The following is a 25,164-nucleotide window of genomic DNA, read 5'->3' on the forward strand; positions in this document are numbered from 1 at the left end:
CCCGGTACGACGGTGTGGTCCGGAAGTGCGGCACTCGGGACATGCAGCGACCCGCAGGCCTGCTGCCCCTCGCGGTGTCTCCACTCGGAGGGGCCCCGGGGGATGACGTCCGGGGGCCTGCGGGTCGGGTGGCTGCAGTGGATTCGCCGGCAGCTCGTCGGCGACTAGGGCTGGTGCTGCCTAGCGGGCAGCCACCTCACTCATCCGAAAAGACTTCATGCTTCGGACCACCTCCTTTCCGTGTGCCACCACCGTAGGTCGCCTCGCCGCACGGGCCAAGGGGTTTTTCTCCCCTGCCTTCACGCCGCCTCGAACTGCGAGCGGTAGAGGGCGGCGTACGCACCGTCGCGGGCGAGCAGCTCGTCGTGGTCTCCCTGCTCGACGATGTCCCCGTCGCGCATCACCAGGATCAGGTCCGCGTCGCGGATCGTGGAGAGCCGGTGGGCGATGACGAACGACGTCCGGTCGCTGCGCAGCGCGGCCATCGCGTGCTGGAGCAGCAGCTCCGTGCGCGTGTCGACCGACGAGGTCGCCTCGTCGAGGATCAGCAGGTCCGGCGCTGCGAGGAAGGCGCGCGCGATCGTCACCAGCTGCCGCTCGCCCGCGGAGAGGTTGGAGCCGTCCTCGTCGATGAGCGTGTCGTAGCCGTCGGGCAGCGAGTGGACGAAGCGGTCCACGAAGGTCGCCTCGGCGGCCTGGTGGATCTCGGCCTCCGTCGCGTCCGGACGGCCGTAGGCGATGTTGTCGCGGATGGTGCCGGCGAACAGCCAGGTGTCCTGGAGGACCATGCCGATCTGCCGACGCAGTGCGCTGCGCGGCATCGAGGTGATGTCGACGCCGTCGAGCGTGATCCGTCCGGCGGAGACCTCGTAGAAGCGCTCGACCAGGTTGACCAGCGTCGTCTTGCCGGCACCGGTCGGGCCGACGATGGCGACCGTCTGGCCGGGTCGGGCGACGAGGGAGAGCCTCTCGAGGAGCGGCTGCTCGGGGTCGTAGGAGAAGGACACGTCCTCGAAGCGCACCTCGCCGTGCCGCTCGGTCGCGGGCACGCCGTCGCGGTCGGGCTCCTGCTCCTCGGCGTCGAGCAGCTCGAAGACCCGCTCGGCCGACGCGACGCCCGACTGCAGCAGGTTGACCATGGAGGCGACCTGGGTGAGCGGCTGGGTGAACTGCCGGGAGTACTGGATGAACGCCTGCACGTCGCCCAGCGACATGGTGCCGCTGGCGACCCGGAGGCCACCGAGGACCGCGATGACGACGTAGTTGAGGTTCCCGACGAACATCATGATCGGCATGATCAGGCCGCTCACGAACTGGGCGCCGAACGACGCCTTGAGCAGCTCGTCGTTCTCCTCCGCGAACACCCGCTCGGCCTCGCCCTGGCGACCGAAGACCTTGACCAGCGAGTGCCCGGAGAACGTCTCCTCGATGTGTCCGTTGAGGCGTCCGGTACGCCGCCACTGCTGGACGAACATCCCCTGCGAGCGCTTCATCACCGTGCCGGCCACCAGCATCGAGACGGGCACCGACACCAGGGCCACCAGGGCGAGCACGGGCGAGATCCAGAACATCATCGCCAGGACGGCGACCACCGTGAGCACCGAGGTGAGCAGCTGGCTGAGGGTCTGCTGGAGCGTGGTGCTCACGTTGTCGATGTCGTTGGAGACCCGGCTCAGCAGCTCGCCGCGCGGCTGCCGGTCGATGTAGGCCAGCGGGAGCCGGTGCACCTTGTCCTCCACGTCGGAGCGCATCCGGCGCACGGTGCCCTGCACCACGTCGTTGAGGATCCACCCGGCCAGCCACCCGAGGGCGGCCGCGCCGACGTAGATCGCCAGCACGAGCAGGAGCACCTGGCCCACGGCCGTGAAGTCGACGCCCTGGCCGGGCACGACGTCCATGCCGCTGACCATGTCGGCGACCTGGTCGTCGCCCCGCTGCCGGAGCATCTCGACGGCCTGGTCCTTGGTCAGCCCGTCGGGCAGCTGGCCACCGATGAGCCCGGAGAAGATCAGGTCGGTCGCCCGGCCCAGCACCCGTGGGCCGAACGCGGTGGCCAGGACGCTCACCACGGTGAGGGCGATGACGGCGATCGTCTTGGCGCGGTACGGCGACATCCGGGCGACCATCCGCCGGGCCGACGGACCGAAGGCGCTCGCCTTCTGCCCGACCATGCCGCCGCCCATCGGGCCGCGACCGGGGCCGGGGCCGGCCTCGATGCGCTCGGTCTGCTTGAGGGTGCCGGGGGCCTGCTTCGTGCTCTCGCTCATGCGACCTCTCCCACCGTGAGCTGCGACTCGACGATCTCGCGGTAGGTGCCGCAGGTCGCCAGGAGCTCGTCGTGGGTGCCCCGGCCGACCACCGCACCGTCCTCGAGGACGACGATGACGTCGGCGTCGCGGATGGTGGAGACCCGCTGGGCGACGATGACGACCGTGCTGTCGCGGGTGACGGGCACCAGCGCGGCCCGCAACCGGGCGTCGGTGGTCAGGTCGAGCGCGGAGAACGAGTCGTCGAAGAGGTAGATCTCGGGTCGGCGGATGACCGCCCGGGCGATGGCCAGGCGTTGTCGCTGCCCGCCGGAGAAGTTGCTGCCGCCCTGCGAGACGTTCGACTCCAGCCCGTCGGGCATCGCCGCGACGAAGTCACGGGCCTGGGCGATCTCGAGCGCGTGCCACATCTCCTCCTCGCTCGCGTCGGCCTTGCCGTAGCGCAGGTTGTCGGCGACCGTGCCGGAGAAGAGGAAGGCCTTCTGCGGGACAAGGCCGAGCCGCGACCAGAGCACCTGCGGGTCGAGCGCGCGGACGTCGACCCCGTCGACGTACACGGTGCCGGAGGTGGCGTCGAAGAGCCGCGGCACCAGGTTGACGAGGGTCGACTTGCCTGCGCCGGTCGAGCCGACGACGGCGATCGTCTGCCCCGGCCGGGCCTCCAGGTCGACGCCGCGCAGCACCGGCTCCTCGGCGCCGGGGTAGGCGAAGGTGACGCCGTCGAGGACGAGGGTGCCGCGCTCGCTGACCTCGGTGACCGGGTCGGCCGCGACGACGACGCTGCTCTCGGTGTCCAGCACCTCGACGATGCGGTCGGCGCACACGGCGGCACGCGGGATCATCATCATCATGAAGGTCCCCATCATCACGCTCATGATGATCTGCATGAGGTAGGTGAGGTACGCCGTCAGGGCGCCCACCTCCATGGCCCCGGACTCGACCCGGTGGCCGCCGAACCACAGCACCGCGACGGACGCGACGTTGGCCACCAGCATCACGACCGGGAACAGCCCGGCCTGCCAGCGACCGGCGCGTACGGCGACCACGGTGAGCTGGTCGTTGGCCTCGGCGAAGCGTCGGGTCTCGTGCTCCTCGCGGACGAAGGCGCGCACGACGCGGACCCCGGTCACCTGCTCGCGCAGCACCCGGTTGACCTCGTCGATGCGCTCCTGCATCAGCCGGAAGCTGGGCACCATCTGCCGCACGATGAGCCCGACCAGGGTGGCGAGGACGGGGACCACGATCACGATGAGCCACGAGAGCCCGACGTCCTCGCGCATCGCCATCACGACGGCGCCGACCATCATGATCGGGGCGGACACGAACATGGTGAAGCCCATCAGGACCAGCATCTGCACCTGCTGGACGTCGTTGGTGTCGCGGGTGATGAGCGACGGCGCGCCGAAGTGCTGCACCTCCCGGGCCGAGAACGTGCCCACCCGGCGGAAGATCTCCGCGCGCAGGTCGCGCCCGAAGCTCATCGCGGTCCGCGCGGCGAACCACACGGCGGCGATCGCGCACGACGCCTGGGCGATCGAGACGGCGAGCATGACCGCCCCGCGCTGCACGATGTAGCCGGTGTCGCCGAGCACCACCCCGTTGTCGATGATCTGGGCGTTGAGGCTCGGCAGGTAGAGCATCGCGAGGGTGCCGACGAACTGGAGCGCCACGATCGCGGCGATCGGACGCCGGTACGGCGCGAGGTGGGTGCGGACGAGGCGCAGGAGCATCAGTCGACCTTTGCGAGCAGACCGTCGAGGACGGTGGTGACGATCTCGTCGGCGGACAGGATCCGGCCGTCGGAGAGGTGGGGATGGCTGCCGGCGAAGGTCAGCAGCCGCAGGACGTGCACGACGTGCGGCACCGGGGCACGCAGCTCCGCGGCGTGCGGGGCGAGCAGCTCGGTCATGATCTGCTCCGCCTCCTCGCGCGGGTGCTTCATGTGGGCACGGCCGGTCGGCGGGCCGACCATGCCGACCGCGGTCATCAGGGTGAAGATCCCCCGGAAACGGACCTGGAGGAGGGTGACCAGGTCCGAGACCAGGTCGCGCAGCGGCTGGTCCGGCTCGACCCGCCGCAGGTCCTCGAGGAAAGGCGCGATGTCGAAGGCGTGGTCGAGGGCGGCCTGGACGAGGTCGTCCTTGGACTCGAAGACGCGGAAGATGGTGCCCTCCGCGACTCCGGCCGCCTCGGCGATCTGCCGGGTGGTCACCGCCCGCCCGTGCTCGTGCAGGAGGGGGAGGGTCACGTCGACGAGCGCCCTGCGGCGATCGGCGGCGGACATGGCGGTGGCACGGGGGGTCACCGCGCCAGCCTAGGTGAGTGAGCACTCACTCACAACCGGTTTCGCTCAGCTCCGACAGCCCGGGCCGCCGCACCGACTCCCTCAACCGGCGTGCCGCCTCGCGCCTGCCACGAGCTTGAACAGCTCACCGAGGGCCAGCAGCGCGACACCGGGGACCAGGCACATCGCCCACTGGGATCCCGTCAGCGGGCTGGTGCCGAAGAGGTCCTGCAGCACCCGCGTCTCGGTGACGAGCAGGGAACCGAGGAAGGCCCATGCGAAGGCCCACAGGAGCTTCGGGTTGGACAGCGTGGCGGACCCGAAGGCGCTGTCCTCGGGGAAGCGCAGGTTGAGCGCCAGGGCGACGTTCATGACCCCCAGGCCGACGATGGCCATCGACTGCCCGACCTGGAGCGAGTCGTACCGGGACTGGCCGATCTGGACGAGGACCAGCGTCGCGGCCGCCATGAAGGCCCCGGCGACGAACAGGCGCACCATCATCGAGCGGACGATGATCGGCTGGTCGAACGGCCGGGGCGCCCGCCGCATGATCCCGGGGGTGGCGACGTCGAGGCCCATCACGGCCCCGATCGGGGCGACGACCGCCATGTGGACCCACAGCACCTGCGACGGGATGAGCAGGGCGGTCCCGGCGACGGCGAAGGCCGTCGAGCCGAGGAAGGCGAGGATGAACATGAACAGGTTGGCGATCTGGATCCGGAGGAACTTCTGCAGGTTGTCGTAGACCGAGCGTCCCTCCTTCACGGCGGCGACGATGGTGGCGAAGTTGTCGTCGGCCAGGATCATCTTGGCGGCGCCCTTGGCGACATCGGTGCCGGTGATGCCCATCGCGATGCCGATGTCCGCGGCCCCGATGGCGGGTGCGTCGTTGACCCCGTCGCCGGTCATGGCGACCACGTTCTCGTTGCGCTTGAGCACCTCCACGAGCCGTACCTTGTGCTCGGGCGCGACCCGGGCGATCACGCCGATCCCCTCGATCTCCGCGGCCGCCTCCTCGTCGCTCATGGCCGCGAACTCGGTGCCGGTCACCGCCCGGCCCTCGATGCCGAGCTCGGCTGCGATGGCTCCGGCGGTGATCGCGTGGTCGCCGGTGATCATCCGCACCCGGATCCCGGCCTCCCGGGCCTGGGCGATCGCCTTGGTGGCCTCGGCCCGCGGAGGGTCGACCTCGCCGACCAGTGCCGTCATCTCCAGGTCCTGCATGAGGGCCATCAGGTCGCCGTCGGGGTCGAACGTCGACGGGTCGAGCTCGCGCTGGGCGAACGCGAGCACTCGTCGGCCCTGGGCCGCGATCCGCTCGTTCTCGGCCAGCACGGCAGCGCGCATGTCGTCGGTGAGCGTCTCGCTCCGGCTCGCCGACATCCGTGCGGACCCCGAGCGGTCGAGGATCACGTCCGGCGCACCCTTGACGTACGCCCGGACCACCGGTGCGCCGCCGGCGCCGGTCATGAGGTGGAACGTCGCCATGAACTTGTAGTCGGAGTCGAACGGGACCGAGGCGATGCGCGGGTGGTTGCGACGGAACGCCCTGACGTCGACGCCGCCCTTCTGGGCGAGCACGTACAGCGCACCCTCGGTGGGGTCGCCCACCACGACGCCGTCCTGGATGTCGGAGTCGTTGCACAGCGCGCAGGGGAACATCACGTAGTCGAGGTCGAGCTCCTCGTCGCCGGTGGTGCGGTGCACCTGGCCCTCGAAGGAGTAGCCCTCCCCGCTGACGGTGTAGTGGTGGGCGACGGTCGTGATCTCCCGCACGGTCATCTGGTTGAGGGTCAAGGTGCCCGTCTTGTCGGAGTTGATCGCCGAGGTGGAGCCGAGCGTCTCCACCGACGGGAGCGACTTCATGATGGCGTTCTTCTGGGCCATGTTCATCGAGCCGACGGAGAGGATCGTGGTGACGACGGCGGGCAGGGCGTCCGGGATCGAGCCGACGGCGAGCGCGACACCGATGCCGAACAGCACCGTGAAGGACTCCCCCTGCGCCAGGCCCATCACCAGGATGGCGACGAAGGCGAACAGGGCCGCGACGATGATGAAGATGGTCAGCCGGTCGACCTGCTTGGTCAGCGGCGACTTCTCGCCCTTCTGCTGGGCCAGCATGTGCGCGATGTGCCCGACCTCGGAGCCCATGCCGGTCGTGGTGACGAGGACCTCGCCGTGCCCCCGCGTGACGTTCGTGTTCATGAACGCCATGTCCGCGCGGTCGCCGATCGCGACGTCCGGTCCGGTCACCGGCTCGGTGCGCTTCTCGACGGCCACGCTCTCCCCGGTCAGGGCGCCTTCCTCGATCTGGAGGGTGGCCGCCACGATCACGCGCCCGTCCGCGGGCACCCGGTCACCGGCGTCGAGCAGGACGATGTCCCCCGGCACCAGTTCCTCGGCCGGCACCTCGGTCACGTCGCCGTCGCGGCGTACCTTCGCGACGGCCTTCATCATGGCGCCCAGGGCCGCGGCCGCTGCCTCGGCCTTGCCCTCCTGGTGGTAGCCGAGCCAGGCGTTGAAGAGCGTCAGCAGGGTCAGCCCCACGGCGGTCCCGTACTCGCCGATCAACAGGCTGACGAGAGCGGCCACGACCAGGACGATCTGCATGTACTCGCGGTAGTGGGCGAGGAACCGCTTCCAGACCGGCGCGGCCTCGGGAGCGGCGAGGGCGTTGGGCCCGGTCTCTGCGAGGCGTCGCTGCGCCTCGGCTTGCGTGAGACCGGTGCGCGGGTCGACCTCGAGGCGGGCCGCGACCTCGTCGATCGCCTGCGCGTACCAGGGGACCTGCGGCGCCGCCGTGCCCGGCGCACCGGCGGGCGGGCGCTCGGTCGCGGTCACGCCCGTCCCCCCTCGTAGAAGTGGTCGTCGATGTTGCGGGGAACCAGGGCCGGCCTCCGGTAGTCCCCCGGCTTCTGGCGCTTGGGCAGCTCGACCTTCGTGGCCTCGAGCGGTGCGTACGGGATCTGGGTGAGCAGGTGGCTGATCAGGTTCAGGCGACCGCGCTTCTTGTCGTCGCTGTGCACGACGAACCAGGGCGCCCAGGCCGTGTCGGTGGCGGCGAACATCGCGTCGCGGGCCCGGGAGTAGTCGTACCAGCGGCTGTAGGACAACAGGTCCATGCCGGAGAGCTTCCACACCTTGCGCGGGTCGTGGATCCGGCTCTCGATGCGTCGCGTCTGCTCCGCCTCGGACACCTCGAGCCAGTACTTGAGGAGGATGATCCCCGAGTCCACCATCGCCCGCTCGAACCCGGGCGCCTGCTCGAGGAACTTCTCGGCCTCCTCGGGGGTGCAGAAGCCCATGACCCGCTCGACGCCGGCGCGGTTGTACCAGCTGCGGTCGAAGACGATCACCTCCCCCGCGGCCGGGAAGTGCTCCATGTAGCGCTGGATGTACATCTGCGACTTCTGCCGCTCGGTGGGCGTGGGCAGCGCGACCACGCGGAAGACCCGGGGGCTGACCCGTTCCACGATCCGCTTGATCGTGCCGCCCTTGCCGGCGGTGTCACGACCCTCGAACACGACGCAGATCCTGGCGCCGCTGGCCTTGACCCACTCCTGGAGGGCGACGAGCTCGGCCTGGAGCGTCGCGAGCTCGGCCTCGTACTCCCGCCGGTGCAGCCTCCTCGCCCCGTCCGGGGCGGGGGCGTCGTCCGTGGCCGGCTGGTGCCCCGCCGTCGTGTGGTGCTTGCTCATGGAGATCGCCCTCACCGGTATCGGGGACGTACGGCGCGCCACCGGTCAGCCACGCGGCCGACGAGGCGGCGCGGTCGCCCACCTCTGGCGACCCACTCTCGGCACGGGCGGACGGCGTCGCCTCCCCCCGGGGGGATGACTGCGGTGAGGGCACGAGCGATCTCTGGTGACCGGCGGCGGGCCGGGCCCGACGACTACGGGGCGAGGCGGCGCACGGCCCAGCCGGACGGCGTACGGCTGTAGACCAGGCGGTCGTGCATGCGGCTGCTGCGCCCCTGCCAGAACTCCACGACCTCCGGGCGCACCCGGTAGCCGCCCCAGTGGTCCGGCACGTCGACCTCGCCCGGGAACTGCTCCTGCACCCGCGCGTAGTCCGCCGCCAGCGCGGCCCTGCTCGCCACGACCGAGGACTGCCGTGAGGCCCAGGCTCCCAGCTGGGCGCCGCGCGGGCGGGAGTGGAAGTAGGCCTCCACCTCGGCGCGCGGCAACGGGGTGGCGGTGCCCTCGACCCGGACCTGGCGCTCCACCGGGTGCCACGGGAAGAGCAGCGCGCAGCGCGGGTTGGCCGCCAGCTCCTCTCCCTTGCGCGACTCCTCGTTGGTGAAGAACACGAAGCCGTCGGGCCCCAGGCCCTTGAGCAGGACCATCCGCGACGAGGGGGCGCCGTCCGGGGTGGCGGTCGCGACCACCATCGCGTTGGGCTCGTGCAGCCGGGCCTCGACGGCCTCCCGCAGCCAGCGGGCGAACATCTCGATCGGGTCCGGATCGAGGTCGGGGAGGTCGAGACCCCCGCGGGAGTACTCCTCGCGCAGGGCCGCCAGGTCCACGGCAGGGGCGGCGGCGGGGTCGGCGGGCTCCATGGCTGCGACCCTAGCCCGGCGTGCGGTGGCGCCGGGGCCCCACGGCAGGTGCACAATGAGGCGCCCGCCTCCGCGGGCCATTGCGCCCGCCCACCCCGCCGGCGCATCCACACGCAGGCCGCAGAGGAGCGCACGGACATGACGCAGGTGCACCACGGACTCGAGGGAGTCGTCGCGTTCGAGACCGAGATCGCCGAGCCCGACAAGGAGGGGTCGGCGCTGCGCTACCGCGGCGTCGACATCGAGGAGATCGTCGGCCGGGTCCCGTTCGAGAACATCTGGGGGCTGCTCATCGACGGCTCCTACACGCCCGGCCTGCCCGCGGCCGAGCCCTTCAACCTGCCCGTCCACACCGGCGACGTCCGCGTGGACGTGCAGGCCGCCGTCGCGATGCTCGCCCCCGCCTTCGGCTTCGGGCAGACCTACGACATCACTGACGAGCAGGCCCGCGAGGACCTCGCGCGGGTGGCCGTCATGGTCCTGTCGTACGCCGCCCAGTCCGCGCGCGGACTGCACCTGCCGGTCGTCTCCCAGAAGGAGGTCGACCAGGGGGGCACCCTGGCGGAGAAGTTCCTGATCCGCTGGAAGGGCGAGGCCGACCCCAAGCACGTCAAGGCCATCGACGCCTACTGGTCCTCGGCCGCCGAGCACGGCATGAACGCCTCCACCTTCACCGCCCGGGTCATCACCTCGACCGGCGCCGACGTGGCCGCTGCCTTCTCGGGCGCGATCGGCGCCATGAGCGGCCCCCTGCACGGCGGGGCACCGTCCCGGGTGCTCGGGATGATCGAGGAGGTGGAGCGGCGCGACGGCGACGCCGCGTCGTACGTCAAGGAGCTGCTCGACAACGGCGAGCGACTGATGGGCTTCGGCCACCGCGTCTACCGCGCCGAGGACCCGCGGGCCCGGGTCCTGCGCCGGACCGCCAAGGAGCTCGACGCCCCGCGCTACGCCGTCGCCGAGGCTCTCGAGCAGGCAGCCCTCGCCGAGCTGCGTGAGCGGCGCCCCGACCGCGTGCTCGAGACGAACGTGGAGTTCTGGGCCGCGATCGTCCTCGACTTCGCCGAGGTGCCGCCGACCATGTTCACCTCGATGTTCACCTGCGCCCGCACCGGCGGCTGGTCGGCGCACATCCTGGAGCAGAAGCGCACCGGCCGGCTCATCCGGCCCTCGGCGATCTACACCGGCCCGCCCTCGCGCCCCGCGTCCGCCGTGGACGGCTGGGACGAGGGCTGGGGCGCCTGATCGCAGCGCCCTCGGGCCGGCCGCTCAGGCGGTCGGCGGCGCGAGGGCCTGCTCGACGTACCAGCTGGTGAGCCCGCGGGCCCCCGCCTTGCTGAGCGAGACGTGCACGTGGTCGCGGTGCCGCAGCGTGACCGAGCAGGCCCGGCGGGTCCGGCAGCCGGAGCTGAGGTACTTCGTGGGCTCGAAGCCGTCCCAGGCGGCGTACATCCGGTCGTTCCAGATGACGTACATGATGCCCATCCGGCGGGCCAGCGCGTCGGTGTCGCCAAGCTCGTCGTCGGCGAAGGCCTCGATGAGGAACGCGTCGGCGATCGCGCGGTCGTCGGGGTCGCTGGCGTCGAGCATCCAGTCGAAGGCGCGCCCGTCCTTGTGCTCGGACTGGCCACCGCTCGAGCAGGCGCGCAGGGTGCCGCCGTACACGCCGCCGCGGGCGACCAGCCACCGACCCAGCGCGACGGTGCCGGGCTTGTCCTTGCGGGCGCACGTCTTCTGTGGCTGGTAGGGCGGGTAGGCCTCGACGGGCATGGCGTAGCGCTGGGACGCCGTGGCGTCGGACGAGGTGGCGTGGGTCGACGTGGCGTGCGCCGGAACCGTGAGCAGGCCCGCGGAGACCACGAGGCTCGAGAGGACGGCGAGCACCACCGTCAGTCCCCTGCGCATGTCCCCTCCTCGCCCCGTCGGTCGCCCGTCGACCCGGGACGAGGCTAGGTGCGCGGGGAGGGACGCGTGGGGCGAATGGGGAAAGAAGTGGTCAGGGCCCGGCGTGTCGACTGGACATCCGACGATCCCGCCGACCAACGAGTGTCAGAGCGGCTTGCCGAAGCAGCGGCTCAGCGGGGAGTCGCGGTAGTAGCCGAAGCCCTCGATGCGGTCGTAGCCCGCCGAGGAGTAGAGCTCGATCGCCTCGGGCTGCTTCTCCCCCGTCTCGAGCACGATGGCCTCCGCGCCGGCGTCGCGGGCGGTCGCCTCGAGGTGCGCCAGCATCCTCCGCGCCAGGCCCAGGCCGCGCGCCGGGGGCGCGACGTACATCCGCTTCACCTCGGCGGTGCGCGTCGTGCCGGCGAGCAGGATGTCCGTACGCCGCCGCCAGGCACCCGAGGTGACCGGGACGCCGTCGAGGCGACCCACGAAGAACATCCCGGTCGGGTCCTCGAACTCGCTGGCGTCGATCGGGGACTCGTCACGACCGCCGTAGCGCGCGACGTACTCCTCCTGCACCTGCTCGACCAGCAGGACCGCGTCGGGAGCGGTGATCGGCACCCGCTCGATCTCCAGCCGGAGCGCCGGCCGGGGCGCCTCGACTGGTGGACCCGCTGCCACGCCGGGTGCGTCGGATGAGAGGCTGTGCACGCTGACAGCGTAGTCAGGGACCTCTCACCACTGACTCCCCGGAAGGCCTTCTTTCGTGAACGACGCGATCCAGATCCCCACCGACCTCCTGCCCGCCGACGGCCGCTTCGGCGCCGGGCCGTCGAAGATCCAGACCAGCCACCTCGACGCCCTCGCGGCGACCGGCAGCACGCTGATGGGCACCTCGCACCGCCAGGCGCCGGTCAAGAACACCGTCGGGCGCGTGCGCGAGGGCCTCGCGTCGCTCTTCGACCTGCCCGAGGGCTACGAGGTCGTGCTCGGCAACGGCGGTGCGACCGCGTTCTGGGACATCGCGACCTACGGCCTGATCCGGCGCAAGAGCCAGCACCTGACCTTCGGGGAGTTCTCCTCCAAGTTCGCCAAGGCCGCCCAGCAGGCGCCGTGGCTCGAGGACCCCACGGTCATCTCCAGCGACCCCGGCTCGCGTCCCGACGCCGTGGCCGAGGAGGGCGTGGACGCCTACGCGTGGGCGCACAACGAGACCTCCACCGCCGTCATGGCGCCGGTCGTGCGGCCCGTCCACGACGACTCGGTCGTGCTGGTCGACGCGACCTCCGGGGCCGGCGGCCTCCCGGTCGACCTCACGCAGGTCGACGCCTACTACTTCGCCCCGCAGAAGTGCTTCGCCTCCGACGGCGGCCTGTGGGTCGCCCTGATGTCGCCGAAGGCCCTCGAGCGGGCCGCCGAGATCGCCGCCACCGACCGGCACGTCCCCGCCTTCTTCGACCTGCCGACGGCCATCGACAACTCCGCCAAGAACCAGACCTACAACACGCCCTCGGTCGCCACGCTGTTCCTCATGGCCGAGCAGCTGGACTGGATGAACGCCCAGGGCGGGCTGGCCGGCATGGTCGAACGGACCACCGCCAGCTCGGACGCGCTCTACGGCTGGGCCGAGAAGACGTCGTACACCACGCCGTACGTCACGGACCCGAGCCACCGCTCGCTGGTGATCGGCACCGTCGACTTCGACGACGCCATCGACGCCGCCGCGATCGCCAAGGTCCTGCGGGCCAACGGCATCGTGGACACCGAGCCCTACCGCAAGCTCGGCCGCAACCAGCTGCGCATCGCGATGTACCCCGCGATCGACCCGGAGGACGTCCGGCGGCTCACCGCCTGCATCGACCACGTGGTCGAGCGCCTCTGACCCACCGGACGCGGGTCAGGCGTCCTTGAGCAGGCGCAGCACGGCCCGCTCGAGGGCAGCCTGGCGCGCGTCGGCGGTGTCGTACGACGAGCGCACCGTGATCGTCCTCCCGTGCTCGTAGGCCTCGACCACCCGTGGGTCGACGTAGGCCGTGCGCGCCAGGGTCGGGGTGTTGCCGAGGAACTCCGAGACCTCCTTCATGGTGGCCGCGACCGCGCGCTTGCGCGACGCCTTGGTCTGCCCCGGCTCGTCGGTGCCGGCCAGGGCGGCGGCCGCGATCACGGTGGCGTGCCAGGTCCGGAAGTCCTTGGCCGTGGCCTCGATCCCGGTCGCCTCCCGCACGTAGTCGTTGACCTGGCCGGAGTCGAGGCCACGCCACGTCCGCCCGTCCTTCCACGCCAGCAGCCGGTCGCCGCCACCGCGGCGGGCGCGCATCACGTCGAGGGCGGCGACGGTCGCCTCGTCGTCGATCTCGATGCAGTGCTCGACGCCGGACTTGCCCACGAAGCAGAACGTCAGCCTGCCGCGACGCTTGGTCACGTGCTCGCGCAGCAGGGTGGTCAGGCCGAAGGAGCCGTTGGTGTCGGTGTAGACGTCGTTTCCGATCCGGAAGTAGCCGAGGTCGAGCAGCCGGACCGCGACGGCGCAGGCGCGCTCCTGGGTCATCCCCTCGGTGCCGAGGTCGGTGAGCACCCGCTCCCGGGCCTTGGACATCGCCTTGCCGAAGTCGATGATCCGCTCGAACTTCGCCGCGTCCCGGCTCGCCCGCCACTGCGGGTGGTAGAGGTACTGACGCCGCCCGGCGTCGTCGGTGCCGACCGCCTGCAGGTGGCCGTTGGCGTACGGCGTGATCCAGACGTCCTGCCAGGCCGGCGGGATCACCAGGTCCTTGCAGCGCTGGACCTCGTCGCCGCCGAGCCTCTCCCCGTGCTGGTCGAGGTAGGTGAAGCCCTTGCCCACCCGGCGTCGAGTCCAGCCCGGTTGGTCAGGGGCGGTACGGCGCAGGCGGGGCATGACGGTGAGGCTAGTGGGGCCTCAGGCTGCGCCACAGCACCCCTAGGGCGATCACGCCGACCACGCCCCACGCGAGCCACGGCCAGGCGTAGCGGTCGGGCGGGGCGTCGCCGACGTCCTGCACGGTCGTGCCCCCGTCGGGCGACGAGGTCGGCGCGGCGGTCGTGGGCACCGGCTCCGCCATGGCCCGCTCGATCCGGGCCGGCACCCGCACGGACAGGACCTGCGCGCCCACGCCCTCGCTGCTGAGGAGCACCCGGCCGTCGGGGGTGACCGCCAGGCCCTCGCCCTGCTGCTGCGCGGGCAGGTCCCACGTGCCGACCGTCTCCAGCTCGGGGAAGGTGTAGACCACGGCGCGCGAGTAGGTGCGCAGCACGACGTGCCGGCCGTCGGGGAAGAACGCGCCGTCGGTGACGAGCCCGACGACCTGGCCCTTCAGCCCGAGCTGGTTGGGGGCGTCGTCGGCCATCTCCGGCGGGGCCGCGTAGACCTCGCCGGCGAACACGCCCTTGGTCACCACGAGGAGACGTCCCGTCGTGGGGTCGGCGATCAACGTCTCGGCGTCGCGCGGGCCGTCGGGGTAGACCAGGTCGATCGTCTCCTCGTCGACCGTGCGGTCGCCGTCGCCCACCGGCACCCGGGTCACCTGGATCGAGTCGCGGGACCCGGTGTTGTCCCCGATGTCCCCCACCCAGACCCGGCCGGGGCCGGCGGGGGCCAGGGCCTCGACGTCGCGCGGCCCGTCGGCCCAGTAGGTGGTGCCGACCGTGCGGCCTGTCGCGGCGTCGACGCTGAAGACCCGCCCGATGTCGCCGGAGTCGTTGACCGTCCACACCCGGTCGCCCGCCGCGACCAGCCCGCTCGACTCGGCGATCTCGGGGTCGGCGAAGGAGAACACCACCCGGCCGTCGTCGGGCTCGGCCCCCATCGCCCATCCGACGGCGAAGGGCGCCAGCACCGCAGCGCCGGCGAGCACGGTCAGCAGGCGCCGCCGGCGATCAGCCACGCGGGCCGTCCAGCAGCCCGGCGAGGTGGGGGTGCACCCCCCACGTGGTCACCAGGTCGTCGTACTCCTGGCGCACCCGACCGCCGGTGACGGGCGTGCCGGTGCGGGTGGCGCGCAGCAGGGTGTTGCGCGGCGTGTGCTCGCTCTCCACGAACTCCACGACGTCGACGCGGTAGCCCTGCAGGCGCAGGATGGCCGCGCGCAGGGCGTCGGTGAGGGTGTCGGCGAAGCGCTCGCGCAGGATGCCGTGCCGGGTGAGCATGGCGTACGGCGCGGGCGTGGGCACCTTGCGCAGCTGGGCGGCCACGTCGTGGTGGCAGCACGGGGCGGCCAGGACCAGCGCCGACTCCCACGCGATCGCCCGGGCCAGCGCGTCGTCGGTGGCCGTGTCGCAGGCGTGCAGGGCCAGCACCACGTCGGGGGCCTGGGCCAGCTCGGCGTCACCGATGGTGCCGACGACGAAGTCCGCCTCGATCCCCAGCGACGCGGCGACGCCTGCGTTGTGGTCGGCCGACTGCTGCTTGACGTCGACGCCGGTGACGCGGACCGGCAGGCCGCGCACCGCGGAGAGGTACCGGTGGGCGGCGAAGGTCAGGTAGGCGTTGCCGCAGCCGAGGTCGACGACGCGCAGCGGGTCGGCCTCCGTGGGGGTGCGCAGCTGCCCCTTGGCCAGCGCGTCGCCGATCGCCGCGTCGAGCAGCCGCAGGAACTCCTCCACCTGGCGGTACTTCGCCTGCCGGGTCGGCTTGATCCGGCCCTGGGCGTCGGAGATGCCGAGGGCCCGCAGCACCGGGTCGTCCTCGGCGAGCAGGCGCTGCTTGGCCTTGTCGTGACCGCGCTCGGCCTCGACGGGGGTGGCGCGGTCCTGGGTGTGGGTGGTCGCCTCGAGCTTCTTGGTGGCCCGCACCTGGTGCGTCTGGGTGGTGGTGTCGACGTGCCAGCTCCCGAAGGGCTCGTCGAGCAGGTCGTCGACGGCGACCTTGGCGTCGTCGCCGGCCGCCACGTTGGTGGTGTGGGCCTGGGTGTCGTCGTACGACGTCACCTGCAGGTGGCGCCCGGCCCTGAGGTCGACGTAGCGCAGCTCCACCCGCCGCACCGGTCGGCCGGCGACCGTGGGGACCCGACCCTCGCGCTGGGCGCCGCGCTGGGCCCCGGAGGCGACGGCGCGCACCAGCGTCTCCGGGTCGAGCAGGTGCCCGCGCATCCGGGCGAGGGCTCGCAGGAGGGGCTCGGTGGCCATGTCAGGGGCCCTCGCTCACAGGAAGGACGCGACGAGGACGACGAGGAGCAGCGCCCCCAGCGCGACCGGGATGACGAGTCGACGCTGGCGGGGGTTCATGGCTCCATCGTAGGGCCGCCCCCGAGCGCCGACCCACTCCTGGAGGGCCCCAGCGACAGGGCGTGCGTCACCACGTCGAGGACCGGTACGTCGCCCGCCTCGACGTCGGCCACGCGGACCCACGCGACGTCGTCGGTGGTGCCGCCGACCTCGGCGACCCGGGGCACGGCACCCTCGGCCACGCGGGCCGCGAAGACCAGGTGCACGCCGTGGTAGTCCTCCCACCGTCCGCTGGGGGCGGTGCCGGAGAAGTGCGTGTCATGCACCCCGAGCAGCTCCCCGACCTCGCACTCGACCCCGCACTCCTCGGCGACCTCGCGGACCAGAGCCGCCGCCGGTCGTTCCCCGTGGTCGATGCCCCCTCCCGGCAGCGTCCAGGACCCCGGGTGGGCGGCCCGGGAGGAGAGGCGGGTCAGCAGCACCCGGTCGTCGCGCCGGATGACCGCGTAGGCCGCGACCCGCTGCAGCCGCGCGGGCTGGTGGTCGGCCAGCGCCTCGGTCACCGTCGCCACCACCGGCACCTCGCCGGACTCGACCCTCGCCACCGGGTGCCACGCCGCCTCGACGGTGGACCCGTCGACCTCGAGGACCCGCGGCGCCGGGGCGTCGGCGCGCACCCACGCGTCGTACACGATGCGCAGGGCGTGGAAGTCGGTCAGCACCCCGTCACGCGACGCCCGCGGCAGGTGCGCGCTGTAGACGCGCGCCGCGTCGCCGACGACCGCCTCGAGGCCGGTCTCCTCGACGATCTCCCGCAGCAGCGCGTCGCGCGGGTCCTCACCGTGGTCGAGGCCGCCACCGGGCAGCGTCCAGAGCTCGCTGCGGCTGATGCGCGGGGCAAGGCGGCACAGCAGGATCTCGGCTCCCCCGTGCTCACCGGACTCGTCCGAGCAGGTGGCCGGGGTCCGCAGGATGACGGCGTACGCCGCCACGCGTTGTCGTCTGGGGAGAGAGGCCATGGCACCAACCTGCCATGGACGGGGTGACTGACGTAGCCTCAGCAGGTGCCCCCCACGCAACGAGATCCGTGGCTCGACAACTCCAAGATGGTGCTCGTCGTCTTCGTGGTGATCGGGCACTCGTGGGGCCTGCTCGAGAAGACCCAGGGCAGCCACTGGGCCTACGACTTCCTCTACCTGTGGCACATCCCGGCGTTCGTGTTCGTCAGCGGCTACCTCTCCAAGTCCTTCGAGTGGGACCGCCGCCGGCTGAAGAACCTCGTCTACACGTTGCTGGTGCCCTACCTACTCTTCGAGCCGGCGCTCTACTACTACCGCGTCACCGTGGTCGACGAGACCGAGCCCGGGACGCTGTGGCTGGAGCCGCACTGGACGATGTGGTACCTCATCGTGCTGCTGATGTGGCGCCTCGTCACCCCGATCCTCAAGCTGCACTGGCTCTTCCTGCCGCTGTCGGTGGTGGTCAGCGTGCTGGGCGGCTTCTGGAACACCGACCTGCTGATGCTGCCGCGCTTCCTGGGCCTGCTGCCGTTCTTCGTGCTGGGCCTGCACCTCAAGCCGCGCCACCTCAAGCACCTCGACGACGTGTGGGTCCGGATCGCGGCCGTCCCCGCGCTGGTCGGGATGGCCGTCGCGGCCCTCTTCACCGACGCGTGGGCGCAGACCGCCTTCCTCTGGTACGACGCCGGCTACGAGGACGTCGGCATCGACCCGGTCATCGCGTTCCAGACCCGCCTCACGGTGATGGCGCTGGGCCTGGTGGGCGCGTTCTCGGTGCTCGCCCTGGTCCCCCGCCGCTCGCTCGGGTGGTTCACGGTGATGGGTGGGGCGACGATGGTCGTCTACCTGTTCCACGGCTTCGTGATCAAGACGGTCAAGGCGCTGGGCTGGCCGGCCTGGGCCGAGGAGCACACCACCGCCGGGTTCGTGCTCACCACCCTCGGGGCCGTGGCCCTCGCCCTGCTGCTGGCCTGCCCGCCCGTACGCCGGGTGCTCGAGCCGTTCACCAACCCGCTGGGCTGGTGGGAGTCCCGCCGCGCGCGGCGCGCTGCGGCTCCGTCGGCCGAGTCCCGGGAGCCGTCGCCCGCTGCTCCGACCGCTGCCCCGTCCGCTGCCCCGTCCCCGGCACCGGCACCGGCCCCCACGTCGGCGGCACCGCCGAGCGAGGCACCGATTCCAGCGCACGCGCCTCCGTCCGCGTCGGTGCTGTCCCACCGAGATGTGCGGGGTGCCAGGGGGCGGGCTCGCCGGCAGCCGGTCGGTGGTGCGGCAGGCCCTGCAGTCCCTCCAGAAGCGACGTCAACCGACGACCGAGGTCCTGCGTCCACGCGGTGAGGTCGTCGCCGGGCGCCACGGCGACCGGCTCCCCCAGGACGACGTCGACCCGACGCCCTCGCGTGAGGTCCGGTCGCGGCTTGCGCCCCCGCTCGTCGGGGCGCCCGACGCTCCAGATCCGCTGGCTGCCCCACAGCGCGACGGGCACCACCGGCACGCCGGTCTCCCGCGACAGCGCGGCGACCCCGCGCATCAGCGAGCGCACGGTGAAGGAGTGGGACACGCCCGCCTCGGGAAAGGCACAGACCGCCTCACCCTCGCGCAGCAGCCGCCGGGCACGCAGGTACGCCGCCGCGGGGGCCTCGCGGTCGACGGGCACGTGCTTCATCCGGTCCATCGCGGCCCGCACTCCCGGCAGGTGCCACACGTCGTGGCGGCACAGGAAGCGCAGGTAGCGCTCCCGCGCGATCGCGGCCTGCTCGAGGAAGAGGAAGTCGGGGTAGCTGACGTGGGTCGCCGCCAGCAGCACGGGACCGCTCGTCGGCAGGTGCTCCACGCCGGTCCACCGGGTGTCGACATCCAGCAGCCGCAGCGCGGCCCGGCCCAGCGCGTTGGTCGTGCGGTAGACGGCCTCGCTCATGCACCCTCTTCGGACCCGGACCCCGTCTCGGATCGCTCGGCCGGCAGCGTACCCGCGCCGTCCGCCGGCTCGGCGCTCAGGCGAAGGGCGGGCGCGCGTCGCGCGCGATCGAACGACGACCCGCCCAGCGCCACACCCGAGCGGCGCGGTCGCGATCGGCCTCGTCGACCAGGTTGCCCATCCACCGCAGCGCGAGGGTCATCAGCCAGTCCGAGCGCATGCCCGCCGGGCCGAGCGCGGCGACGACCTTGGGCTGGGTGGCCACGCCGGCGAGCCGGCGGGCGATGGAGAAGGACTCGCCGTAGTGCTCGCGGAGGATCGCGGGCCACACCGTGCCGAGGTGCTCGCCCGCGGCCATCGCCTCCGCCACGAACCGGCCGGTCTCGAGGCCGTAGTCGATGCCCTCGCCGTTGAGCGGGTTGACGCAGCCGGCCGCGTCTCCGACCAGCGCCCAGTTGTCGCCGGCGACGTGGGACACGGCGCCGCCCATGGGCAGCAGGGCCGAGGTGGGCGCCCGCAGGTCGCCGGACAGCTTGAACTCCTCGCGGCGCTGGTCGGCGTAGTAGTTCATGAGGGGCTTGACGGCGATGTTGGCCGGCCGCCTGGACGTGGCGAGCGTGCCGACGCCGACGTTCACCTCGCCGGTGCCGAGGGGGAAGATCCAGCCGTAGCCGCTGAGGATCTCACCGTCCTCGCCGCGCAGCTCGAGGTGCGAGCTGATCCAGGGGTCGTCGGACATCTCGGAGTCGACGTACGCGCGCCCGGCGACGCCGTAGACGGTGTCGCGGTGCCACTCGCGCCCGAGCAGCTTGCCGAGCGGGGAGCGCACGCCGTCGGCGACGACGAGGCGCCGGCAGGCGATCTCGAAGGTCTCCTCGCCGCGGCGGAACACCACGGCCGCGACCCGTGCCCCCTCCATGCGTACGTCGACCGCGCGGGCGCCGTCGAGGGCCAGCGCCCCGCTCTTGATCGCGACGGTGCGCAGGTGGTCGTCGAGCTCGGTACGGGCGACCGCGGAGCCCCAGGACGGCAGGCTGCTGCCGGGCAGCGACGGCCACGGCAGCAGGAGCGTCTGGCCGAAGCCGTGCGCCCGCAGCCCGTGGTTGACGGTGTGGGCGCGCAGCCAGTCCTCGAGGCCCAGCCGCTGCATCTCGCCGATGGCGCGCGGCGTGAGCCCGTCGCCGCACGTCTTGTCGCGCGGGAAGACCTGGGCGTCCACCAGCGTCGTGTCGAGCCCGGCCCGGGCGCTCCAGGCGGCGGCCGCGGAACCCGCGGGTCCGGCGCCGACGACGAGGACGTCGGTGGCAGTGGGGGTGGTCACGCCGCGATTCTCCCCCGCCGGCCCAACCGGGGCGAAAACGAGGGCTCGTCCTCAGGCCCGGATCCCGGCGGGCGCCCGAGCGCCACGGGCCGGTCCGGGTGCCGGGACACTCAGCAGGTGTACGACGACGCCCCGTCGATCCAGGTCCCGACCATCTCGTCGGGCAGCGTGGACCCGGCGCCGAAGTACTCCAGGCCCCTGCCGTCGGCGCCGTTCGGGTTGGGGATCCGCCCGGTCCCCTTCGGGTCACCGATCGTCATCTTCTCGAAGATCTTGATCCCGACGGGGAGTCCGGCGGCCCGGACCGCGTCGTAACCGGCGTCGACCGCCTCGTCGCACCCGGCCTCGTAGCCGGCGACGAGGAACGCCCCGTCCTCCGCCGAGATGACGAACCAGTTGGCCGACGACGGCCCGCCCAGGGAGTACATCGGCACGAAGCAGTGGTGCGCGCTGGCACCGGTGGCGGTGACGACGACCGCCGCGGCAGCGGCGGCGGTGACGACGCCGAGGCGGCGCATGGTGGCACTCATGTGGTGGTTCCCTCCGTAGGGAGACCCCGTGCGGGTCTCGTCAGCCCAGTCCACCGTCCCGGCGACACCGGCGCCTCCGCCAGCACCCGCACACTCCCCGCACAGTCCTGCGACGACACGGCGGAAATGCGCCGGGCCCCGGCCTCCCGTGAGGGAGACCGGGGCCCGGTCGTGCTACTGACTCGGTCTCGAGGCGCGTCACGCGCCCGGACTACGTCCGGTCGTGCCGACGCTCCTCAACCTGGTTCGTCACACCAGACCTGAGCTTCGCTCAGTTCTGGTACGAACCAAAGTCGAAGTCGTCCAGCGCGACGGCCTGGCCGCCGTTGCCGAAGTCGTAGTCGTAGCTGTCGTAGCCGGTCACGGAGTACGCCGCGGCGCGGGCCTCCTCGGTCGGCTCGACCCGGATGTTCCGGTACCGCTCCAGGCCGGTGCCGGCCGGGATCAGCTTGCCGATGATCACGTTCTCCTTCAGGCCACGCAGGCTGTCGGAGCGGCCGTTGATCGCGGCGTCGGTGAGCACCCGGGTGGTCTCCTGGAAGGAGGCCGCCGAGAGCCACGACTCGGTCGCGAGCGAGGCCTTGGTGATGCCCATGAGCACCGGACGACCCGAGGCGGGCTTGGTGCCCTCGGAGACCGCGCGGCGGTTCTCCTCCTCGAAGCGCACGCGGTCGACCAGGTCGGACGGCAGCAGGTTGGTGTCACCCGACTCGATGACCGTGATCCGGCGCAGCATCTGCCGCACGATGATCTCGATGTGCTTGTCGTGGATCGACACACCCTGCGAGCGGTACACGTTCTGCACCTCGTCGACCAGGTGCTCCTGGGCCTTGCGGACACCCAGGATGCGCAGGACGTCCTGCGGGTCCTCGGTACCGACGGTGAGCTTCTGGCCGACCTCGATGTGGTCGCCGTCGGCCACCAGCAGGCGCGAGCGCTTGCTGACCGGGTACTCCTGGACCTCCGAGCCGTCGTCCGGGGTGACCAGGACCTTGCGGGCCTTGTCGGTCTCCTCGATCTCGACCCGACCGGCCGCCTCGGCGATCGGCGAGCGACCCTTGGGCGAGCGGGCCTCGAAGAGCTCGACCACGCGGGGCAGACCCTGCGTGATGTCGTCGGCCGAGGCCACACCACCGGTGTGGAAGGTACGCATCGTCAGCTGCGTGCCGGGCTCACCGATCGACTGGGCCGCGATGATGCCGACGGCCTCGCCGATGTCGACGAGCTTGCCGGTCGCCAGCGAACGGCCGTAGCACTTCGCGCACGTGCCGGTCCGGGCGTCACAGGTCAGCACGGAGCGGACCTTGACCTCCTCGATGCCGGCCGCGATGAGCTCGCCGATCTTGACGTCGCCGAGGTCGTCACCGGCGCCCGCGAGCACCTCGCCCGTGTCCGGGTGGGTGATCTCGACGGCCGACGAGCGGGCGTACGCCGCGGTCTCGGCGTTCTCGTGCTTGCGCACGAGGCCGTCCTCGCCCCGCTCACCGATCCGCTTGGGCAGGCCGCGCTCGGTGCCGCAGTCGTCCTCACGGATGATGACGTCCTGCGAGACGTCCACCAGACGACGGGTCAGGTAGCCCGAGTCGGCGGTACGCAGCGCGGTGTCGGCCAGACCCTTGCGGGCACCGTGGGTGGAGATGAAGTACTCCAGGACCGAGAGGCCCTCACGGAAGTTGGCCTTGATGGGCCGCGGGATGATGTCGCCCTTCGGGTTGGCCACCAGACCACGCATGGCCGCCACCTGACGGATCTGCATCATGTTTCCGGAGGCACCCGAGTCGACCATCATGTAGATCGGGTTGGTCCGGTCGAAGTTGGCCTCCATCGCCTTGGCGACGTCGTTGGACGCCTGGGTCCAGATCTCGATGAGCTCCTGGCGACGCTCGTCGTCGGTCACGAGACCGCGCTCGAACTGCTTCTGGACCTTCTCCGCCTGCGCCTCGTAGTCGGCGAGGATCTCGGCCTTGTTGCCCGGGGTGGTGACGTCGTCGATCGAGACGGTCACACCGGAGCGGGTGGCCCAGTGGAAGCCGGCGTCCTTGAGGGCGTCGAGCGAGGCCGCGACCTCGACCTTGGTGTAGCGCTCGGCGAGGTCGTTGACGATCGCGCCGAGGGCCTTCTTGCCCACCTCGTAGTTCACGAACGGGTAGTCGGCCGGCAGGGTGTCGTTGAAGAGCACCCGGCCCAGCGTGGTCTCGAGCAGCACCGAGCGGCCCTGCTCCCAGTCCGCGCCGGCCTCGTCCTCGAGCGGCGGCACGATGTCGTCGAGACGGATCCGCACCTTGCTCTGCAGGGTGATCTCGGCCCGGTCGTAGGCCATGATCGCCTCGGACGGGGTCGAGAAGACCCGGCCGTCGCCGACCTGGTCGTCACGGTCGGTCGTCAGCCAGAACAGGCCGATGATCATGTCCTGCGAGGGCATGGTCACCGGACGGCCGTCGGACGGCTTGAGGATGTTGTTGGTCGACAGCATCAGGATCCGGGCCTCGGCCTGGGCCTCGGCCGACAACGGCAGGTGCACCGCCATCTGGTCACCGTCGAAGTCGGCGTTGAACGCGCCGCACACGAGCGGGTGGATCTGGATGGCCTTGCCCTCGATCAGCTGGGGCTCGAAGGCCTGGATGCCGAGGCGGTGCAGCGTGGGCGCACGGTTGAGCAGCACGGGGTGCTCGGTGATGACCTCTTCGAGGACGTCCCACACGACCGGGCGGGCGCGCTCGACCATCCGCTTGGCGGACTTGATGTTCTGCGCGTGCGACAGGTCGACGAGGCGCTTCATCACGAACGGCTTGAACAGCTCGAGCGCCATCTGCTTGGGCAGACCGCACTGGTGCAGCTTGAGCTGCGGGCCCGACACGATGACCGAACGGCCCGAGTAGTCGACGCGCTTGCCGAGGAGGTTCTGGCGGAAGCGCCCCTGCTTGCCCTTGAGCATGTCGGAGAGCGACTTGAGCGGCCGGTTGCCCGGGCCCGTGACCGGACGACCACGACGACCGTTGTCGAAGAGGCTGTCCACGGCCTCCTGCAGCATCCGCTTCTCGTTGTTGACGATGATCTCGGGCGCACCGAGGTCGAGCAGTCGCTTGAGGCGGTTGTTGCGGTTGATGACGCGGCGGTACAGGTCGTTGAGGTCGGAGGTCGCGAAGCGGCCACCGTCGAGCTGCACCATCGGACGCAGGTCCGGCGGGATGACCGGGACGGCGTCCAGCACCATGCCGATGGGCTGGTTGCCGGTCTTGCGGAAGGCGTCGACGACCTTGAGGCGCTTGAGGGCGCGGACCTTGCGCTGGCCCTTGCCGTTGGCGATGGTGTCGCGCAGCGACTCCACCTCGGCCTCGATGTCGAAGTCCTGGAGGCGCTTCTGGATCGCCGTGGCGCCCATGAAGCCCTCGAAGTACTTGCCGAACCACGTCTTCATCTCGCGGTAGAGGAGCTCGTCGCCGAGCAGGTCCTGCACCTTGAGGGACTTGAACGTGTTCCAGACCTCGTCGAGGCGGTCGATCTCGCGCTGTGCACGGTCGCGCAGCTGCTTCATCTCCCGCTCGGCGCCGTCCTTGACCTTGCGACGCTGGTCGGCCTTGGCACCCTCGGCCTCGAGGGCCGCGAGGTCCTCCTCCAGCTTCTTGGTGCGGTCGTCGATGGAGGTGTCGCGACGCTTCTCGAGGCGCTCGCGCTCCAGGCCGACCTTGCCCTCGAGCGAGGACAGGTCGCGGTGACGCGCGTCCTCGTCGACCGAGGTGATCATGTACGCCGCGAAGTAGATGACCTTCTCGAGGTCCTTCGGGGCGAGGTCGAGCAGGTAGCCCAGGCGCGAGGGGACGCCCTTGAAGTACCAGATGTGGGTCACCGGGGCGGCGAGCTCGATGTGGCCCATCCGCTCGCGGCGGACCTTGGAGCGGGTGACCTCGACGCCGCAGCGCTCACAGATGATGCCCTTGAAGCGCACGCGCTTGTACTTGCCGCAGTAGCACTCCCAGTCCCGGGTGGGACCGAAGATCTTCTCGCAGAAGAGGCCGTCACGCTCCGGCTTGAGCGTGCGGTAGTTGATGGTCTCCGGCTTCTTGACCTCGCCGTGGCTCCACCCGCGGATGTCCTCCGCGGTGGCCAGGCCGATCTGAAGCTGGTCGAAGAAGTTCACGTCGAGCACGATGGCTGCAACCCTTCAGTTGGTACGAAATTCAGTGGGTGAGGGACCGAGGAGGGGC

18 protein-coding genes and 1 pseudogene are annotated in these 25,164 nt (G+C 71.5%); 3 read left to right on the forward strand and 16 right to left on the reverse strand.

Translation table 11 applies throughout. The features are described 5' to 3' along the window. Nucleotides 1-299: 299 nt before the first annotated feature. The 6 genes from ASG94_RS06600 to pdxH all read right to left on the reverse strand — a co-directional run bounded on the left by ASG94_RS06600 (nt 300) and on the right by pdxH (nt 9,109). The gene (locus ASG94_RS06600) at nt 300-2,267 is read right to left on the reverse strand and encodes an ABC transporter ATP-binding protein (protein ID WP_056925526.1); all 1,968 of its coding nucleotides are present in this window, start codon (nt 2,265-2,267) and stop codon (nt 300-302) included. Further along, a complete protein-coding gene (locus ASG94_RS06605; protein ID WP_056925527.1) occupies nt 2,264-3,997 on the reverse strand; it encodes an ABC transporter ATP-binding protein in 1,734 nt (577 codons plus the stop codon). Before ASG94_RS06605 ends, ASG94_RS06600 begins: the two co-directional genes overlap by 4 nt. After that, nucleotides 3,997-4,572 (reverse strand): TetR/AcrR family transcriptional regulator, encoded by a 576-nt coding sequence (locus tag ASG94_RS06610; RefSeq protein ID WP_056925528.1) that lies wholly within the window; start codon nt 4,570-4,572, stop codon nt 3,997-3,999. The genes ASG94_RS06605 and ASG94_RS06610 overlap by 1 nt, the downstream gene beginning before the upstream one ends. Nucleotides 4,573-4,653: 81 nt before the next feature. After that, nucleotides 4,654-7,392, reverse strand: a complete 2,739-nt coding sequence (locus ASG94_RS06615; protein WP_056925529.1) for a cation-translocating P-type ATPase — start codon at nt 7,390-7,392, stop codon at nt 4,654-4,656. Continuing rightward, nucleotides 7,389-8,249: a polyphosphate kinase 2 gene (gene ppk2 / locus ASG94_RS06620; protein WP_056925530.1), complete on the reverse strand. Its 861-nt coding sequence runs from the start codon at nt 8,247-8,249 to the stop codon at nt 7,389-7,391. Before ppk2 ends, ASG94_RS06615 begins: the two co-directional genes overlap by 4 nt. Before the next feature lie 194 nt (nt 8,250-8,443). Further along, a complete protein-coding gene (pdxH, locus tag ASG94_RS06625) occupies nt 8,444-9,109 on the reverse strand; it encodes a pyridoxamine 5'-phosphate oxidase (RefSeq protein WP_056925531.1) in 666 nt (221 codons plus the stop codon). 138 nt (nt 9,110-9,247) lie between these two features. On the opposite strand from pdxH, the gene ASG94_RS06630 reads away from it, so the two are divergent. Continuing rightward, nucleotides 9,248-10,354, forward strand: coding sequence for a citrate synthase 2 (locus ASG94_RS06630; RefSeq protein ID WP_056925532.1), 1,107 nt, complete (start codon nt 9,248-9,250; stop codon nt 10,352-10,354). Nucleotides 10,355-10,378: 24 nt separating this feature from the next. On the opposite strand, the gene ASG94_RS06635 is transcribed toward ASG94_RS06630, so the two are convergent. Further along, entirely contained in the window at nt 10,379-11,014 is a 636-nt protein-coding gene (locus ASG94_RS06635; protein WP_056925533.1) for a hypothetical protein, read from the reverse strand. Between the two features lie 144 nt (nt 11,015-11,158). Next, nucleotides 11,159-11,704, reverse strand: coding sequence for a GNAT family N-acetyltransferase (locus ASG94_RS06640; protein WP_235537151.1), 546 nt, complete (start codon nt 11,702-11,704; stop codon nt 11,159-11,161). Nucleotides 11,705-11,759: 55 nt separating this feature from the next. Here ASG94_RS06640 and serC point away from each other — a divergent pair, with 55 nt between their 5' ends. After that, nucleotides 11,760-12,875, forward strand: coding sequence for a phosphoserine transaminase (gene serC, locus ASG94_RS06645; protein ID WP_082623974.1), 1,116 nt, complete (start codon nt 11,760-11,762; stop codon nt 12,873-12,875). Between the two features lie 15 nt (nt 12,876-12,890). Here the strand turns inward: serC and ASG94_RS06650 are convergent, their stop codons facing one another. The 4 genes from ASG94_RS06650 to ASG94_RS06665 all read right to left on the reverse strand — a co-directional run bounded on the left by ASG94_RS06650 (nt 12,891) and on the right by ASG94_RS06665 (nt 17,193). Next, nucleotides 12,891-13,889, reverse strand: coding sequence for a DNA topoisomerase IB (locus ASG94_RS06650; RefSeq protein WP_056925534.1), 999 nt, complete (start codon nt 13,887-13,889; stop codon nt 12,891-12,893). Between the two features lie 10 nt (nt 13,890-13,899). Continuing rightward, nucleotides 13,900-14,895 carry a hypothetical protein gene (locus tag ASG94_RS06655; RefSeq protein ID WP_056925535.1) on the reverse strand — a complete coding sequence of 332 codons (996 nt, stop codon included), beginning with the start codon at nt 14,893-14,895 and terminating at the stop codon, nt 13,900-13,902. Then, a complete protein-coding gene (locus ASG94_RS06660) occupies nt 14,888-16,135 on the reverse strand; it encodes a class I SAM-dependent methyltransferase (RefSeq protein WP_056925536.1) in 1,248 nt (415 codons plus the stop codon). Before ASG94_RS06660 ends, ASG94_RS06655 begins: the two co-directional genes overlap by 8 nt. A 95-nt stretch (nt 16,136-16,230) precedes the next feature. Further along, nucleotides 16,231-17,193, reverse strand: coding sequence for an NUDIX domain-containing protein (locus ASG94_RS06665; RefSeq protein ID WP_056925537.1), 963 nt, complete (start codon nt 17,191-17,193; stop codon nt 16,231-16,233). Between the two features lie 45 nt (nt 17,194-17,238). Here ASG94_RS06665 and ASG94_RS06670 point away from each other — a divergent pair, with 45 nt between their 5' ends. Continuing rightward, on the forward strand, nt 17,239-18,528 hold the full coding sequence (locus ASG94_RS06670; protein ID WP_156411442.1) for an acyltransferase family protein: 1,290 nt from the start codon (nt 17,239-17,241) through the stop codon (nt 18,526-18,528). Between the two features lie 142 nt (nt 18,529-18,670). On the opposite strand, the pseudogene ASG94_RS22645 reads toward ASG94_RS06670, so the two are convergent. The 4 genes and pseudogenes from ASG94_RS22645 to ASG94_RS06690 all read right to left on the reverse strand — a co-directional run. Further along, nucleotides 18,671-19,108 (reverse strand): annotated as a pseudogene (locus tag ASG94_RS22645) (lysophospholipid acyltransferase family protein); the annotation flags it as partial. Nucleotides 19,109-19,184: 76 nt separating this feature from the next. Beyond that, nucleotides 19,185-20,429 carry a geranylgeranyl reductase family protein gene (locus tag ASG94_RS06680; RefSeq protein WP_056925540.1) on the reverse strand — a complete coding sequence of 415 codons (1,245 nt, stop codon included), beginning with the start codon at nt 20,427-20,429 and terminating at the stop codon, nt 19,185-19,187. Between the two features lie 110 nt (nt 20,430-20,539). Then, nucleotides 20,540-20,959, reverse strand: a complete 420-nt coding sequence (locus ASG94_RS06685; RefSeq protein WP_156411443.1) for a hypothetical protein — start codon at nt 20,957-20,959, stop codon at nt 20,540-20,542. A 271-nt stretch (nt 20,960-21,230) separates the two neighbouring features. Continuing rightward, nucleotides 21,231-25,106, reverse strand: coding sequence for a DNA-directed RNA polymerase subunit beta' (locus tag ASG94_RS06690; RefSeq protein WP_056925542.1), 3,876 nt, complete (start codon nt 25,104-25,106; stop codon nt 21,231-21,233). Nucleotides 25,107-25,164: the final 58 nt, after the last annotated feature.

Origin of the sequence: Nocardioides sp. Soil805, assembly GCF_001429625.1 — a bacterium.
Lineage (GTDB): Bacteria > Actinomycetota > Actinomycetes > Propionibacteriales > Nocardioidaceae > Nocardioides.

What these genes read in the sequence shown, in the direction of transcription:
- ASG94_RS06600 (WP_056925526.1), bottom strand. Translation starts at nt 2,267, where the DNA reads ATGAGCGAGAGCACGAAGCAGGCCCCCGGCACCCTCAAGCAGACCGAG.
- ASG94_RS06605 (WP_056925527.1), bottom strand. Translation starts at nt 3,997, where the DNA reads ATGCTCCTGCGCCTCGTCCGCACCCACCTCGCGCCGTACCGGCGTCCG.
- ppk2 (WP_056925530.1), bottom strand. Translation starts at nt 8,249, where the DNA reads ATGAGCAAGCACCACACGACGGCGGGGCACCAGCCGGCCACGGACGAC.
- pdxH (WP_056925531.1), bottom strand. Translation starts at nt 9,109, where the DNA reads ATGGAGCCCGCCGACCCCGCCGCCGCCCCTGCCGTGGACCTGGCGGCC.
- ASG94_RS06630 (WP_056925532.1), top strand. Translation starts at nt 9,248, where the DNA reads ATGACGCAGGTGCACCACGGACTCGAGGGAGTCGTCGCGTTCGAGACC.
- ASG94_RS06635 (WP_056925533.1), bottom strand. Translation starts at nt 11,014, where the DNA reads ATGCGCAGGGGACTGACGGTGGTGCTCGCCGTCCTCTCGAGCCTCGTG.
- ASG94_RS06650 (WP_056925534.1), bottom strand. Translation starts at nt 13,889, where the DNA reads ATGCCCCGCCTGCGCCGTACCGCCCCTGACCAACCGGGCTGGACTCGA.
- ASG94_RS06660 (WP_056925536.1), bottom strand. Translation starts at nt 16,135, where the DNA reads ATGGCCACCGAGCCCCTCCTGCGAGCCCTCGCCCGGATGCGCGGGCAC.
- ASG94_RS06665 (WP_056925537.1), bottom strand. Translation starts at nt 17,193, where the DNA reads ATGGCCTCTCTCCCCAGACGACAACGCGTGGCGGCGTACGCCGTCATC.
- ASG94_RS06685 (WP_156411443.1), bottom strand. Translation starts at nt 20,959, where the DNA reads ATGAGTGCCACCATGCGCCGCCTCGGCGTCGTCACCGCCGCCGCTGCC.